This is a genomic window from Mammaliicoccus sp. Q-M61, from assembly GCF_022386055.1.
GTDB classification, from domain to species: Bacteria; Bacillota; Bacilli; order Staphylococcales; family Staphylococcaceae; genus Mammaliicoccus; species Mammaliicoccus sciuri_A.
This window is the reverse complement of the sequence record NZ_JAJNJL010000005.1, coordinates 54,162-70,289: the sequence shown is the minus strand read 5'-3', so window position 1 is coordinate 70,289 and position 16,128 is coordinate 54,162. Positions and strand designations below refer to the sequence as shown.

General features: G+C 32.9%; 17 protein-coding genes. 16 read left to right on the top strand and 1 reads right to left on the bottom strand.

Features of this window, described 5'->3' with window-relative positions:
• Positions 1–5 precede the first annotated feature (5 nt).
• The 16 genes from LQ677_RS08490 to LQ677_RS08415 all read left to right on the top strand — a co-directional run bounded on the left by LQ677_RS08490 (position 6) and on the right by LQ677_RS08415 (position 15,215).
• Positions 6–746, top strand: coding sequence for a GTP pyrophosphokinase (locus tag LQ677_RS08490; RefSeq protein WP_037590362.1), 741 nt, complete (start codon positions 6–8; stop codon positions 744–746).
• A 118-nt stretch (positions 747–864) separates the two neighbouring features.
• Complete coding sequence (locus LQ677_RS08485; RefSeq protein WP_239748303.1) at positions 865–1,452, top strand: YdeI/OmpD-associated family protein; 588 nt, start codon at positions 865–867, stop codon at positions 1,450–1,452.
• Positions 1,445–2,110 carry a uridine kinase family protein gene (locus tag LQ677_RS08480; RefSeq protein ID WP_239748302.1) on the top strand — a complete coding sequence of 222 codons (666 nt, stop codon included), beginning with the start codon at positions 1,445–1,447 and terminating at the stop codon, positions 2,108–2,110. Before LQ677_RS08485 ends, LQ677_RS08480 begins: the two co-directional genes overlap by 8 nt.
• Before the next feature lie 73 nt (positions 2,111–2,183).
• Positions 2,184–3,260, top strand: a complete 1,077-nt coding sequence (locus LQ677_RS08475; protein WP_239748301.1) for a M42 family metallopeptidase — start codon at positions 2,184–2,186, stop codon at positions 3,258–3,260.
• A 425-nt stretch (positions 3,261–3,685) separates the two neighbouring features.
• On the top strand, positions 3,686–4,663 hold the full coding sequence (gene desA / locus LQ677_RS08470) for a Delta(5) desaturase DesA (protein ID WP_275583270.1): 978 nt from the start codon (positions 3,686–3,688) through the stop codon (positions 4,661–4,663).
• A gap of 671 nt (positions 4,664–5,334) precedes the next feature.
• Positions 5,335–6,480: a YbfB/YjiJ family MFS transporter gene (locus LQ677_RS08465; RefSeq protein ID WP_374199838.1), complete on the top strand. Its 1,146-nt coding sequence runs from the start codon at positions 5,335–5,337 to the stop codon at positions 6,478–6,480.
• A gap of 93 nt (positions 6,481–6,573) precedes the next feature.
• A complete protein-coding gene (locus LQ677_RS08460; protein WP_196308191.1) occupies positions 6,574–7,284 on the top strand; it encodes a GntR family transcriptional regulator in 711 nt (236 codons plus the stop codon).
• 55 nt (positions 7,285–7,339) lie between these two features.
• Positions 7,340–8,440 carry an SIS domain-containing protein gene (locus LQ677_RS08455; protein WP_239740133.1) on the top strand — a complete coding sequence of 367 codons (1,101 nt, stop codon included), beginning with the start codon at positions 7,340–7,342 and terminating at the stop codon, positions 8,438–8,440.
• Positions 8,441–8,452: 12 nt separating this feature from the next.
• A complete protein-coding gene (locus LQ677_RS08450; protein ID WP_191836109.1) occupies positions 8,453–9,388 on the top strand; it encodes a 1-phosphofructokinase family hexose kinase in 936 nt (311 codons plus the stop codon).
• On the top strand, positions 9,385–10,326 hold the full coding sequence (locus LQ677_RS08445; RefSeq protein WP_204252702.1) for a tagatose 1,6-diphosphate aldolase: 942 nt from the start codon (positions 9,385–9,387) through the stop codon (positions 10,324–10,326). Before LQ677_RS08450 ends, LQ677_RS08445 begins: the two co-directional genes overlap by 4 nt.
• Before the next feature lie 22 nt (positions 10,327–10,348).
• The gene (locus LQ677_RS08440; protein ID WP_239748299.1) at positions 10,349–12,133 is read left to right on the top strand and encodes a glycoside hydrolase family 35 protein; all 1,785 of its coding nucleotides are present in this window, start codon (positions 10,349–10,351) and stop codon (positions 12,131–12,133) included.
• Positions 12,134–12,610: a PTS sugar transporter subunit IIB gene (locus LQ677_RS08435; RefSeq protein WP_239748298.1), complete on the top strand. Its 477-nt coding sequence runs from the start codon at positions 12,134–12,136 to the stop codon at positions 12,608–12,610.
• 27 nt (positions 12,611–12,637) lie between these two features.
• Positions 12,638–13,540, top strand: a complete 903-nt coding sequence (locus LQ677_RS08430; protein ID WP_025906947.1) for a PTS mannose/fructose/sorbose/N-acetylgalactosamine transporter subunit IIC — start codon at positions 12,638–12,640, stop codon at positions 13,538–13,540.
• Positions 13,527–14,384 (top strand): PTS system mannose/fructose/sorbose family transporter subunit IID, encoded by an 858-nt coding sequence (locus LQ677_RS08425; protein WP_037590374.1) that lies wholly within the window; start codon positions 13,527–13,529, stop codon positions 14,382–14,384. The genes LQ677_RS08430 and LQ677_RS08425 overlap by 14 nt, the downstream gene beginning before the upstream one ends.
• A gap of 18 nt (positions 14,385–14,402) precedes the next feature.
• Entirely contained in the window at positions 14,403–14,798 is a 396-nt protein-coding gene (locus tag LQ677_RS08420) for a PTS sugar transporter subunit IIA (RefSeq protein WP_239748297.1), read from the top strand.
• A gap of 69 nt (positions 14,799–14,867) precedes the next feature.
• The gene (locus LQ677_RS08415) at positions 14,868–15,215 is read left to right on the top strand and encodes a DUF2200 domain-containing protein (RefSeq protein ID WP_204188370.1); all 348 of its coding nucleotides are present in this window, start codon (positions 14,868–14,870) and stop codon (positions 15,213–15,215) included.
• A gap of 39 nt (positions 15,216–15,254) precedes the next feature.
• Here the strand turns inward: LQ677_RS08415 and LQ677_RS08410 are convergent, their stop codons facing one another.
• A complete protein-coding gene (locus LQ677_RS08410) occupies positions 15,255–16,034 on the bottom strand; it encodes a class I SAM-dependent methyltransferase (RefSeq protein WP_239748296.1) in 780 nt (259 codons plus the stop codon).
• Positions 16,035–16,128: the final 94 nt, after the last annotated feature.

Below are 16,128 nucleotides of genomic sequence, written 5' to 3'. Positions count from 1 at the left end.
TATCTATGTATATAGAAAGAAAACCAACAATCAATTTAGCAGAATTAAAGAAGGAATTTACGAATAATTTAGGTGAAATTGAATACGCGCAGTCTTCTGAACAAGCGCTAGAAGAGTTGTTTAATTTTGTAGAACTACAACATCAATATGCTGCAGCTTTAGAAGAAATCGGGACAAAGTTGAAAATATTGGACGATGAATTCCAAGTTGCTTATAAACATAATCCAATTCACCATATGGAAAAGCGTGTTAAAGAATTTCCAAGTCTTATTAAGAAATTAAGACGCAAAGGATTTCCTTTAAATGCGAATTCAGCAAAAGAGAATATTCAAGATATCGCGGGAATAAGAGTGATTTGTAATTATCTAGAAGATGTCTATACAATTGAAAAATTATTACTTAGACAAACAGACGTAAAATTATTAAAAAGAAAAGACTATATAGAAAATCCTAAAATGAATGGATATAAAAGTTTACATTTAGTTGTATCTATTCCTGTATTTTTGGCGGAAAGTGTTCAAATGATACCTGTTGAAATTCAAATTCGTACAATTGGAATGGATATGTGGGCAAGCTTGGAACATAAATTAAGATATAAGAATTCTCATGTATCTACTGAACAATATGAAGAAAAGTTAAAAGAATGTTCAATAGAAATAACAAATGTAGAACGCAAAATGCAAGAAATGAATGATGAAATCTATCATGATACGAATAAAAGTATGATAAAAATAGACAAAAATTAATACATTTGGCACAAAGAAGAGCAGAAATTTCTTATATTTAAGGATATCTGCTCTTTTTTAATCATTTAGTATATAATAAATTAAAATCATTCAGGAAATAATATTGAGGAGTGAAAAAATGGAGAAAAATCCTAAAGTTGAAGCTTTTATGCAACGTGAAAAAAAGTGGAAAGATGAATTTGAACGATTAAGAGAAATTATACGTGAATGTGATTTAGAAGAAGGTTATAAATGGATGCACCCATGTTATACATTAAAAGGTAAGAATGTTGTATTGATACACGGATTTAAAGAATATTGTGCACTTTTATTTCATAAAGGTTCATTACTTAAAGATCCTGAAAAAATATTGATTCAACAAACGAAAAATGTTCAAGCCGCTAGACAATTGAGATTTACCAATGTAGATCAAATTAAAGAGCAACGAGATATTATTAAATCTTATGTTGAAGAAGCAATCGAGCTTGAAAAGTCAGGCGCTAAAGTAGAATTAAAGAAAACAGAAGAATATGAAATGCCAGTTGAACTACAAGAACAACTTGATCAAAATAGTAACTTAAAAGAAGCTTTCTATAATTTGACGCCAGGAAGACAACGCCAATATATTTACTATATTAGCCAAGCAAAGCGCCTAGCAACACGCGTTAGTCGAGTAGAAAAATATATCGATCATATATTGGATGGCAAAGGGCTAAATGATGAGTGAAGGTAATAAGAATATGAATGCTGTGATTGAAGAAGTCGTTGAATTTATAAAGCGCTCTAACCATCAAATCATGATTAGAATTAGTGGACATGGTGGTTCAGGAAAAAGTACATTTTGTCAGGAATTAATACAATGTCTAGACCCTAAAGACTATAACTTGATCAGTACAGATACTTATATAGTAAACTCGAATTTAAGAAAACATACGAAGGCGAAATATATGTATAACGGTATAGAGCATGAAGCGAAAGTAACGGCTTGTATGCCTGAAGCGCATAATGTTGATATTCTGGAACGCGATATACGTGCTTTACGTAATGGTATAGATATCATGACGATTGAAACACCATGGCAACAATCTGAACGTTTAGATGCGACAAAGAAAGCAACAATCTTAGAAGGTATGACTACCACATTTATAGATTCCAAATGGGTTGATTTATCCATCTACATTTATACGGATAATGAAACTGAGCTGAAAAGAAGATTTGATCGTGATGTACATGTAAGAGGAATAGATATAGAATTTTTAAAGGCATCTCAAGATGAAAGACGTATTCAATATGAATTATTCATGCATCCTCTTCTTGAAAATTTTGATATTGTCATTGATCATTCAAATAATTTGTTTAAAATACTGAAAAATCAATTAAATTAAACCTTTGTTTGATACATTTTTTAAATAGAATGATATAGTAAAAGTGTTAATTAATTTTAAGGGGGATTTTTTTGTGGCAGATTCAGTAAAATTATTAAAAACACTTACAGATATTAATGGTATTTCGGGATTTGAGTATAATGTTAAAGCTAAAATGAAAGAATACTTAGAACCTGTAAGTGATGAAATTATTGAAGATAATCTAGGTGGTATTTTCGGGAAAAAGAACGCTAAAAATGGTTCTAAAACAATTTTAATAGCGGGTCACTTAGATGAAATTGGATTTATGGTTACACGTATCGATGAAGATGGTTACATTAAATTCACAACAATTGGTGGATGGTGGAACCAAGTGATGCTTTCACAAAAAGTAACGATTACTACAGATGAAGGTAAAGAAATTAGAGGTATTATTGGTTCTAAACCTCCACATGTGTTAAGTCCAGAAGAACGTAAAAAACCTGTCGACGTTAAAGACATGTTTATTGATATAGGTGTTGATAATAAAGAAGCGGTTGAAGGCTTAGGTATTGAAATCGGCAATATGGTGACGCCTTATTCTGAGTTTGAAACTTTAGGTGATGGAAACTACTTAACAGCAAAAGCATTCGACAACAGATTCGGTTGTGCGTTAAGTGTTGATGTATTAAATGAACTTAAAGATGATGAGCTTGGTATAAACTTAGTTTCAGGTGCAACTGTACAAGAAGAAGTTGGTTTACGTGGTGCGAAAGTTGCTGCAAACAAAATTAAGCCAGATTTATCTATCGCAGTGGACGTAGGTATTGCTTATGATACACCAGGAATGAAAGGGCAAGATCACGAAACGAAATTAGGTAACGGACCACTTGTATTGTTAATGGACGGTACGAATATCGGTCACGTTGGATTTAGAAAATTTATCAAAAACGTAGCAAAAGAAAAAGGCATTGATGTGCAATGGGATAACATAACAGGTGGCGGAACAGATGCAGGTAGTATTCACGTAGCAAACGAAGGTACACCAACAATCTCAATCGGCGTTCCATTACGTTATATGCATTCAAACGTATCAATCCTTCATAAAGAAGACTACTTAAACGCAGTAAAATTAGTAGCTGAAATCGTAAAAGCATTAAACGATGAAACAGTTAAAAATATTATGTGGTAAGGAATCGTAAAGAATAAAAAAAGATATATCTTAAACATGAGACAAATCAAATTGAATAACAATTTGGTTTCTCTTTTGTTTACGGAGAGAATGAGGTATGAAGATGCCTGACATTTATCAATTGGATTATGACCATCAAAATAATATTTCTTTCAAAAAAGTAGAAATAAATTTTTAGTAAAAGTCATTGTTACCAACTGTTATGACCAAGTTATAATTTGTTATTATAATAAAATAAATTTTAGTAGTATAGTAATCGTTTTATTGGGTTTATTTTTTGTTTGTAAAGCTTGTAAATATGCTATATCATGATTAATAGAGATGGAAGTACTTGATTCATTCAAGTGCTTCTTTTTTTTTTATATTTATTGAATAAAAAGGAAGTGTAAATCATCGAAAAAGAAAAGAAAAAGTTACTTCGAAAAATGGTTAAACCATTTGAAAATAACAATTTAAAGAAGAGTACAATTCAAATTATAAACACAATCATCCCATTAATTGCGCTTATTGTTGTTGGCTTGGTAAGTTATCAATTACATTGGTCATTATCGATCCTATGTGGTGTATTGGCATCTGGTTTTATTATTAGAACATTTATCATTTTTCACGATTGTTGCCACGGATCATTTTTGAGTAAGAAAAAGAACAATGATTTGTTAGGAAATATAACTGGGCTATTAACATTCTTCCCATATGAAAAGTGGAGAAGAGAGCATATTATACATCATACGAGTAGCGGGAATTTAGAAAAACGTGGTATTGGTGATATTTGGGTCATGACAATTGAAGAATATCATGAAGCTTCAAAATTCACTCAATTTAAATATAGAATGTATAGACATCCGTTTGTGATGTTTATTTTAGGACCAATATTCCTTATGTTTATTTCAAATAGAATGAATGCTAAAGATGCGAAAGCTAAAGAAAAACGTAACACTTGGTTGCATAATATAATCTTGCTAGTTCTTTATGTAGGTATTTTCTTTATTGTAGGTGCCGTTCCATTTGTACTTGTATTTCTACCAATGTTGTTTATTGCAGGTATGTTAGGTATTTGGTTATTTTATATTCAACATACATTTGAAGATTCATATTTCGAAGAATCATCAGAGTGGGATTATGTAAAAGCCGCTATAGAAGGCAGTTCATATTATAAATTACCAAAAGTATTCCAATGGATGACAGGGAACATTGGCTACCATCACGTTCATCATTTAAGTCCAAGAATTCCAAACTATCAATTAGAACAAGCACACGAAAAGACACCACCATTACATCACGCAACAACCATAACAATTAAAGAGAGTTTAGAATCACTGAAATATAAATTATATGACGAGAAAAATAAATGCTTCATTACTTTTAAAGAATATACATTAAGATTTAAGAGAACACACGCGTAAAAGTAATGATTTGAAACGGGACATTGAGCATGTCCCGTTTTTTTATGAGCAAGTTTGGTAAGAAGTGCAAATACTGAGGTCGTTATTAGCAAGTTTGGCTGAAGGTGCAAATACTGAGGTCGTTATTAGCAGTTTTGGTGAGAAGTGCAAATACTAGTGCTGTTATTAGCAGTTTTGGTGAGAAGTGCAAATACTAGTGCTGTTTTTAGCAAGTTTGGTAAGAAGTGCAAATAAGGATACCAGTAATTACAATTCTTAGTAGTTTTGTAACTAAGGCGGTCCATAGTAACATATCGACTGAGTTTTGTAATTAAGGCTGCCCATAGTAACACTTCGGCTGACTATTGTAACTAACGCCGTCCATAGTAACACTTCGGCCGATTTTTGTAACTAAGGAGGTCCATAGTAACACTTCGGCCGAGTTTTGTAACTAACACCCCCGTTATGAACAAGTTTGGGCGAAAGTGTTCGCAAGAGCCCCGTTACGAACAAGTTTAGGCAGAAGTGTTTATAAGAACCCGCAGCACCCTCATCACACTCATTCTCCATATATTTCTACTATAAATTCATCTTGTATATTAATGATATGAGGAGGATAATAATGTTTAAATATAGAAAATGAGGTGCATAAATTGTCAGCAAATAAAGCATATAAACAATTACTACTAGGAATGTTATCACTATTTATTGTCATGGCAATTGGGCGATTTTCGTACACGCCTATTTTACCTTTTATGCAAAAGGCGACTCATTTAACAAACGAAAATGCTGGTTTACTGGCTACGGTCAATTACTTAGGATATTTAATTGGTGCGATGATTCCGACCTTTTTAATTATTAAAAGTAAAGTGGTAGATTTGAAAATTTATTTATTAATCAATATTATCTCTGTTCTATTGATGGGTGTTACACAAGGTTTTCTTGTATGGAATATTTTAAGATTCATTGCTGGCATTACAAGTGGTACTGTATTTGTGTTAGCTTCAAATGTTGTGCTCGAGTCTTTAAATAAAGGCGGGAAATCTCATTTATCTGGATTTTTATATAGTGGTGTAGGGATTGGTATCTTTACAAGTAGTATATTTATTCAAATTTATACGGATTATAATACTTGGGCATCAACATGGATTATCTTAGGTATCGCTTCATTGGTACTAGGCTTTATTGTTATATTCTTTATGAAAGAAATTAAAGAATCTGTTAACTTAAAACAAAAGACAATACATATAAATGATCAAAATAGCACATTATATACAAAATGGTTTATGGTATGTTTCTCAATTGCTTATTTGTTAGAAGGTGCAGGATATATTGTCACAGGAACGTTCTTAGTTGCGATTGTTGAATCAATTCCTGATTTAAAAGAATATGCAGCCCTTAGTTGGATGTTTGTGGGTATGGCAGCAATACCTTCATGTGTATTATGGTCTATTTTAGGCAATAAAATTGGATTTATTAAAGCGATATATTTAGCATTCATTCTTCAAATTATTGGCGTGATTTTACCAGTGTTTTCGCATAATATTATAAGTTTAGTCATAAGTTCATGTCTGTTTGGTGGGACATTCTTAGGCTTAACGACTTTATTTATGTCGCGTGGTCAGCTTATGAGTGCTGTCTCAGGAAGAAATTTAGTCGCTTTACTAACATTTATCTATAGTCTCGGACAAGTTGTGGCACCTTACTTTGCAGGTATTCTTATCGGAAGTTCTAATAACTATAATGGCGCATTGATATTTGCCTCTTCATTATTGATACTTGCTCTTGTCGCAATATTTATGAGCATAAGACCATTTCAACCTAAAAAGTTAGTGTAGTGCAAATATACAATTTTATAAAGCGTTTACATTTTAAAGAGAATGATTTATAATTAAAACTGGTTATAACCAGTTGGAATAGGAATGATTGAGATGTTAAAAAATACACATTTATATTATCAAGTTTACACAAAGATTAAAGATAAGATTATTTCTGGTGAATACAAAGAAGGCGACAAGTTACCGTCAGAACGAAAGCTTTGCGATGAATATGATGTTAGCAGAATTACAATTAGAGAAGCGCTAGATAACTTAGAAGCGGAAAGCTTAATTCAAAGAGAACATGGTAAAGGGTCTTTTGTATTAGGTAATCAATACAATCAAAAGATGAATAATCTTTATAGTTTCAAAGATGAAGTGGAAAAAAGCGGTGACAAAGCAAGTACTAAGGTGTTAAGTATTCAAAGAATACAGCCAAGTATCTATATTCAAGAAAAAATGCAGCTCAAATCATTTCAAGAAGTGTATGAACTTAAAAGGTTAAGATTAGCCAATGATAAACCGTTAGTGTTTGAGACTAGTTACTTACCTTTAAAGAATTGCGAAGGGTTAGATCGATTTGATTTTAATGAAGTTTCATTATATGAAACATTAAATACGCATTATCATATTCAAATCAATCATGCTTATGAAACATTAACAGCAAAAAATATAACTAAAGAACAAGCTCAACATTTAGAAAAGCACGTTAATGATCCTTGTATGTTTATAGAAAGATATAGTTTTGTAAATAATGAGATTATTGAGTACACAGAGAGTGTTGCAAGCGGTAAAGACTATAAGTACACAGTAGACTTAATATAGTCTTTATATATACAAACTGGTTATGACAACATTACCAATATTGGAGGGGAAAGTATTGTTAAACACAACGGACACATATTCAGAGATAAAACAACAACCTGAAATGTGGCAATTAACAGAAGAGATTATTAAAGATATTAAATCAGATTTTGACAAATTCATTAAAGATATAGAGGAAAACGCAACTGGGAAGTTAAAGGTACTATTTACGGGAGCAGGGTCATCAGCATATGTCGGAGATATTTTAAGAACAGCAATTGATACGAAACATATGCCTAAGTGGGATTTTGAATCTGTGCCAACGACACACTTTGTGACGAGTCCTGAAGCGTATATAGATTCAGAAACGACGTATTTAATTGTATCATTTGCTAGATCTGGTAATAGTCCTGAAACGAAAGCAACGATTGATTTAGTCGAACAATTATCAGATAACGTACATCATTTATTTATCACAAATAATAAAAGTGGTTATTTAGCAACTGAAGAAAGTTTAAAACATGTTTTTAAAGTGATTCTACCTAAACAAACAAATGATAAATCATTAGCAATGACATCAAGCTTTTCTTCAATGCTTGTCGCAGGTTATTTATTATTTAATGGATCGATTACGAATGGTTTTTATGATACTGCAGACTCGCTATTTGAATATTTGGAAGAACTAGCAGATCAAACATTACAAAAATCATTTGAAAAAGTATTCTACGTAGGAACTGGTTTGTTAGGTGAACTTACTAAAGAAGTTAGCTTGAAATTAAATGAACTAACAGGCGGTCATGTTGAGATTGCTAGAGAAACGACATTAGGGTTTAGACATGGTCCTAAAGCTGGACTAAAGAAAGGGTCTATTTTTATATTGCTTAGAAGTAATGAAACGTATAAACGTGACTATGAAAGTGACTTATTAAATGAAGTGAACAAAGTTAAAGATAAGTATCAGTTGCTTATCTTAGATGGTCAATCTTCAGATGAAAGTACACAAATACCGAATATTGAGGATTATAACGACTTTGAAATAGGTCTGATTTATTTAATGTTTGGTCAATTATTAGCAAGTAAAAAATCTGTCGAACTTGGCTTGAATCCTGATAATCCGAGTCCAGATGGCTTTATCAATCGTGTTGTTAAAGGGGTAACAATATATTCATATAGCTAAAGGGTGAGAAGAATGATTTTGACCAATACATTAAATCCATCTATCGATATCAGCTATCAAGTTGAAAGTCTTGAAATTGGGGCGGTGCATAGACCAACGCAAATGATTAAAAATGCTGGCGGTAAAGGGATAAATGTGACTAAAGTTCTAGATGATTTAGGTGCAGACGTGACAGCTACAGGTTATTTAGGTGGAACGAATGGACAATGGATTCAAACACAACTCGAACAAAGAAATATTCAACTTCAATTCATAGATATAGAAGGTAATACAAGACAGTGTATCGCCATTAACGATGGTGAACATCAAACGGAAATTCTTGAAGGTGGACCTGAAGTATCTAAAGCATCTCAAGCGTTGTATCTTAAACAATTGGCGGATATTGCCCATCAATACAAAGTTGTAACTATCAGCGGAAGCACACCAAAGTTAATGAATCAGTCAAAGACTGCATATATGATTAAAATTTTAAATACATTAACGAATAGTTACAACATAGTCGATATAGATGGTCAATCGTTAAAAGCAATTTTAGGACAGAGTGCTCATATTCATGCGATAAAACCTAATCAATCAGAATTTGAAGACTTAGTTAATCAAAAGGGGTTAAGTCACCAAGATATTTTCAAGATTCTAAAAACAAATCAGTTGTTTAAAGATGTGGATGTATTTGTAACGCTTGGTTCTGAAGGTGCGATTATTAAATTGAAAGAGACAATTTACAAAGCATCTTTACCAAATATAAATGCGGTTAATCCTGTAGGTTCAGGAGATGCTACTGTAGCAGGTATCGCTTATAGTGTGGAGCATGATTTAGATCCTGTAACGACAATTCAAACAGCATTAGCATGTGGTACTTCAAATGCGATGCAAGCTGCAACGGGAAAAATCATTCAACAAGATGTGGATGATTTAATCAAAAAAGTGGGAGTGGAGAAATTAGGATGACAAATAAAGATATTAATAAACTCGTCGATGACAAAGGGATATTCGCTGCAATTGCTGTTGACCAAAGAGGTGCACTCAAAAGATTACTAGGTGAACAAGGAACGGATGATAATGTGGCATTATTTAAAAAGCTTGTATCTGAAACACTTTCACCAAGTGGTTCTAGTATTCTATTAGACCCTGAATACGGTAAAGATGGCATACAAGCTAAGGCTAAAGATGCTGGATTAATTTTAGCTTATGAACAAACTGGATACGATAAATCAGTAGTCGGTAGATTACCAAGATTAGTTGAAGGTTTATCTGTTAAACAATTAAAAGAGATGGGTGCTGACGGTATTAAATTACTCATCTATTATGACGTCGATGAGCCGGATGATATTAATGATGTAAAGAAAGATTTAGTGCAACAAGTTGGACAAGAAACGGTCGAAGAGAATATTCCATTCCTATTAGAAATCTTAACTTATGATGATCAAATAGGTGATGAAAAAGGTCGATCGTATGCTAAAGTTAGACCACATAAAGTGATAGAGGCGATGAAAGCTTTTAGCGATGAAAAGTATAACGTCGACGTCCTTAAAGTTGAAACACCCGTTAATATGAACTATGTCGAAGGTTTTGCAGAAGACTATGTCTTTAGTAAAGATGAAGCGGCATCATATTTTAAAGAGCAAGACAACGCAACTTCAATACCTTACATATATTTAAGTGGGGGCTTAACTTCACAACAATTTAAAGATACACTTGTCTTTGCACATGAAAGTGGTGCGCATTTCAATGGTGTATTGTGCGGACGTGCAACATGGCAAGGTGGAACTGTTGTACTTAAAGAACAAGGTCAAGAAGCTGCTAAAGAATGGTTGAACAGTGAAGGCATTCATAATTTAAAAACGCTCAATGACATCATACAGAAAACAGCAACTCCAATAAGATAAACAAAAAACAGGTGGTGTAAAGATGCATAAATTTGAAATTAACACTGATTTCTTATTAGACGATAAACCTATTCAAATATTGTCTGGTGCCATTCATTATTTTAGAGTACCTAAAGAAGACTGGTATCATTCGTTATACAATTTGAAAGCACTCGGTTTTAATACAGTTGAAACCTATATTCCGTGGAATTATCACGAACCTCGGGAAGAACATTTTGAATTTGGTGGCGAAAAAGATATTCAACACTTTATTCAATTGGCTGAAGAATTAGGTCTGTATGTGATTATAAGGCCATCTCCATTTATATGTGCTGAATGGGAATTTGGTGGTTTACCTTCATGGTTGCTCAATTACAAAGAAATGAGAATTCGTTCGTCAGACCAACGATTTATCGATAAAGTAGACCGATATTATACACAATTATTTAAAATTTTAAAGCCGTTACAAATTGATCATAATGGACCGATTATCATGATGCAGATTGAAAATGAATATGGCTCATTCGGTGAAGATAAATCATATTTAAATATGATTAAAGATTTAATGATTAAACATGGTACAACAGTGCCGCTATTTACTTCTGATGGTGGATGGGCACAAACGTTGAGAGCGGGCAGTATGGCTGAAGATAATATTTTACCAACCGCAAACTTTGGATCTAAGACGGATTTAAACTTTCAAAATTTAAAATCATTCCATGATGAATTTCAGAAAAAATGGCCACTCATGTGTATGGAATTTTGGGATGGTTGGTTTAATAGATGGGGCGATGACATTATTAAACGAGAAAGTGATGATTTAGTTGCCGAAGTAAGAACTTGCGTTCAACAAGGACATATCAATTTATACATGTTCCATGGTGGTACGAATTATGGATTCTGGAACGGTTGCTCAGCTAGAGGTACGGTAGACTTACCTCAAATTACTTCTTATGACTATGATGCACCACTTAATGAAATGGGCAATCCGACTCAAAAGTATTATGATTTGCAGAAAATGCTTAAAGAAGAAATACCACATATCGAGCAATCAGAACCTTTAATAAAAGATTTTATTGAATTGGATCACATTCAATTACAAGATAAAGTCAGTTTGTTTAATGTTCTAGATGAAATATCGTACAAGACGACTTCTAAATATCCAGAGACGATGGAAGAAGCGGGTGATGGTCTTGGTTACATGCTTTATCGTACGAAAATACACAAAGATTCAGCAGTTGAAAAATTTAGAATTGTTGATGCACGAGATAGAGTAAAAATGTATATCGATGGTGAACATGTTTATACGGCTTATCAACAAGAAATCGGCGATGCTTTTGAAGTTGAGTTACACTCAGAAGAACCTCAAATCGATATACTCGTTGAAAATATGGGGCGTGTCAATTATGGATATAAATTGCTTGCGAGTACACAAAGAAAAGGTTTAGGACAAGGTTTAATGCAAGATTTGCACTTTGTTCAAGACTATGAACAATTCCATATTCAATTAGAGCAACTAAACAAGGCGCATTTTGAAAAGGAATGGATTGAAGGGACACCTGCATTTTACAGGTATGTGTTTACGTTAAATGAAGCAAACAATACGCATATTGATGTAAGCGCTTTCTCAAAAGGTGTAGTATTAGTGAATGGCGTGAACATAGGTAGATATTGGAATGTTGGACCAACAGCATCCTTATATATATCAAAAGCACTGCTTCATGAAGGGGAAAACGAAATAATTATTTTTGATACTGAGGGGACGTATAACCAAGAAATTAATTTGGTGAAAGAACCTAAATTTATTCAAAAAAAGGGAGAGATTTAAATGACAATTATAGCGAATAGAATTGATGGTAGGCTGATTCACGGGCAAGTAGCAAATTTGTGGACGACAAAGCTAGATATTACAAGACTTATGGTTATTGATGATGTTGTCGCAGAAAGTACAGTAGATAAAAGTGGGCTTAAATTAGCAACGCCAGCTGGTGTTAAATTAAGTGTATTACCTGTTAAAAAGGCAGCGGAAAACATACTAAACGGTAAATATGACTCTCAAAGATTAATGGTGATTGCCAAAGGACCTGAACAATTTTTAGAACTTGTAAACTATGGTGTAAAAATTGATGAGTTAAATGTTGGTAATATGTCTCAAACAAATGAAACAAGATCAATTAAACGTTCGATTAATGTTACGGATAAAGATATAGAAACATTTAAAGAACTTAACAACAAAGGTATTCGAATTATTTCGCAAATGGTTCCAAATGATAATAGTGAAGATTTCATGTCATTGATTAAATAATATTTAAACAAAAAGGGGTTTTTAATTATGGAAATATTATGGTGGCAAGTTCTGCTTTTAACATTATATGCGGGTTATCAAATATGGGATGAGCTTCATCTTTATTCTTCAATAAGCCAACCCGTATTCGCAGGTTTAATTGCAGGGTTAATAATGGGAGATGTAACAACTGGTTTAATTATCGGTGGTAGTATGCAGTTAACAATTTTAGGGGTTGGTACATTCGGAGGTGCATCTAGAATTGATGCGAACTCAGGTACAATTTTAGCGGTAGCTTTCTCAGTTGCATTAGGTATGCAACCGACGCAAGCAATTGCTACATTAGCCGTACCTGTTGCGAGTTTGATGATTCAAACAGATATTCTAGCTCGATTTACAAATACATTCTTTGCACATCGTATAGACGCTAAAATCGAACAAATGGATTATAAAGGAATTGAACGTTATTATATTGCAGGTATTATTCCATGGGCATTATCAAGAATGATTCCAGTATTCTTAGCATTAGCATTTGGTGGTTCTGTCGTTAAAACAGTTGTGAATTACTTGAACGCTGACTTAAAGTGGCTTGGAGATGGATTAACAACTGCAGGAGCTGTATTACCAGCAGTCGGTTTTGCAATCTTATTGAGATACTTACCTATTAAGAAACATTATATGTATTTCATTTTAGGATTTGTATTAACAGCGTTATTAGCTACAGTATTTGATGGTATGAGTGGTTTAGGTACAGCTGTATCAGGACTTGATAAGAAATTTGATGCGGTATTCAATCCTCTACCTATGTTAGCCATTGCGTTAATCGGATTTTCATTTGCTGCAATGGAATACAAACGTACTTCTTTAGCAAAACCAGTACAACCTGGAGAAATGAATACTTCTAATTCTCAAAATGATGATGAAGGGGAGATTGAAGATGACGAACTATAATCAAAATGTTGATCCTAAAGAACAAAATGTCACAACAGAAGGTCAGTATAAATTAACGAAAAAAGATTTTAGACAGATTAATAGAAGAAGTTTATTAGGGTTCCAAGCCGGATGGAACTATGAACGTATGCAAGGATCTGGCTATTTATTTATTATGCTTCCACAATTACGCAAAATTTATGGTGACGATACACCAGAATTAAAAGAAATGATGCATACACATGCTCAATTCTTCAATACGAGTAACTTTTTCAACACAATTGTAACGGGTATTGATATCGCGATGGAAGAACAAGAACAAATTAAATCTAAAGAATCTGTAAGTGGTATGAAAGTAGGTTTAATGGGACCATTCGCCGCTGTAGGTGACTCTATTTTCGGTTCATTAATTCCAACTATATTTGGGGCGTTAGCTGCCAATATGGCGATTAACGGAAATCCTTTTGGTGCTTTTATATGGTTAGCAGCACAAATTGCCGTTATGGTCTTCAGATGGAAACAATTAGAATTTGCATATAAAGAGGGTATATCTTTAGTAACAACGATGCAACATAAGCTTGAATCATTAACAAATGCCGCTACATTGCTCGGGGTATTTATGGTCGGAGCACTCGTCGCCACGATGGTTAAAGTTCAATTTGCTTGGGAACCAAAAATTGGTGATTTAACGGTTAATATTCAAAATAATGTCGATATGATCTTACCAAAATTATTACCATTAGCAATTGTACTAGGTATTTATTGGTTATTAGGTAAAAAACATATGAATTCAACACGTGCAATCTTTATCGTTATCATTGTAACGGTTATATTATCTGCATTAGGTGTATTAGCAAAAATTTAATTAATAGGAGTTTTCACGATGGGAAAATTAATTTTAGCAAGTCATGGTTCAATGTGTGAAGGTTTAAAAGAAAGTGTCGAAATGATATTAGGACCACAAGATAATATTGAAACTGTTGCACTTTTACCAGATGAAGGACAAGAAGACTTTGAAAAGAAATTTCTAGCAGCAATCAATGATGAAGAAGTAACTGTATTTACAGATTTACTAGGCGGTACACCAGCCAATGTCATTTCTAAAACTTTAATGAATGGAAAGCAGTTTGATTTATATGCCGGAATGAATTTGCCTATGGTTATTGCATATCTAAATGGAGAAATGTTGAATCAAGAAGCGGACATCATTAATGAAACACAAAAAAGTATTGTAAAAGTAAATGATTTACTACAAGACTTAGACGAAGATGATGAATAACGAATAAAATTAGTCAATAAATGCTGTTACCCTTTATAATAAAGTAAAGATAAAAATGAGGGATGCATAATGAAGAATGAAAAAATATACGACATGCCAGTATCAAATGTTTATCCACATTACGTCACAAAAGCTGAGAAAAAAGGTAAAACAAAAGCAGACGTAGATGAAATCATCATTTGGTTAACAGGTTATAGTCAAGAATCATTAGATCAGCAGTTAGAGAACAAAACTAATTTTAGAACATTTTTTGAAGAAGCACCAAATATGAATCCAAATCGTAAACTGATCAAAGGCATCATATGTGGCATAAGAGTTGAAGAAATCGAAGAACCACTTATGCAAGAAATTAGATACTTAGACAAATTAATAGATGAGTTAGCGAGAGGTAAGAAAAAAGAAAACATATTTAGGTGAATATGAAGTAAAAGCATGGGGTATCCTCCCATGCTTTTTTTAATGATATGCTACCCAAAGTGTCCACTGATCTTTTTCTATTATCGGAGAATCGTCTCCTACATATTTAGGAAATTGTGCTACAAATGTTTTTAATTCTTGGTCTGATAATTCAAATAGAATACTACGACCTTTTCTTGATAAATAATCATGCTGTAAGGATTCTATCGTTGCATATGTTTGTCTAATTTCATTAATTTTTAAAGTTTCAACACTATTAAATCCAACTTCATATAATGCATTTGTAACACCTGCTTCTGAATGTCTTCTCTTTGAATCAAAATCCCGAAGTCTTGGGAAATGCTTATATAAATATCCGCGCAGATTGGTTGAAGAAGCGGGTATCGCTAAATCTTCAATAGTTCGATCTTGAATGACAAATACGCTGTTATCTTTTAGAATACGCTTTGTTTCTAAAAAAGCTTTTTGTAAATCTTGAATATGATGAATGAGTGCTCTTGAAAGGATAAAATTCTGTGACTGGTTGGCTAAATGATTATTGAATATATCTCCAACTTCAAATTGTATATGGTTATTGTAATCTTGTTCATTAGCTGATGCGATCATTACTTCAGATTGGTCTATACCTAAGACATGCTTGAATCCAATTTCACTTAATTGATTTGTGTAAATGCCGCCGCCACACCCGATGTCTAGTGCATTATCCTTATCAATATTAGATTGTTTGATGATGCTTCTTATCAAAGTTACCCAATTATAATCAACCTTTCGTCCACTATACATATACTTATTATGCTCATCATGAAATATATTATTCAAAATATCATCCCCTTTCCTTACACCATACACCTAAATGGATAGATGTAATAATACACATAACTTATGAATAGCTATAACAAGGTGTTAATTTCAA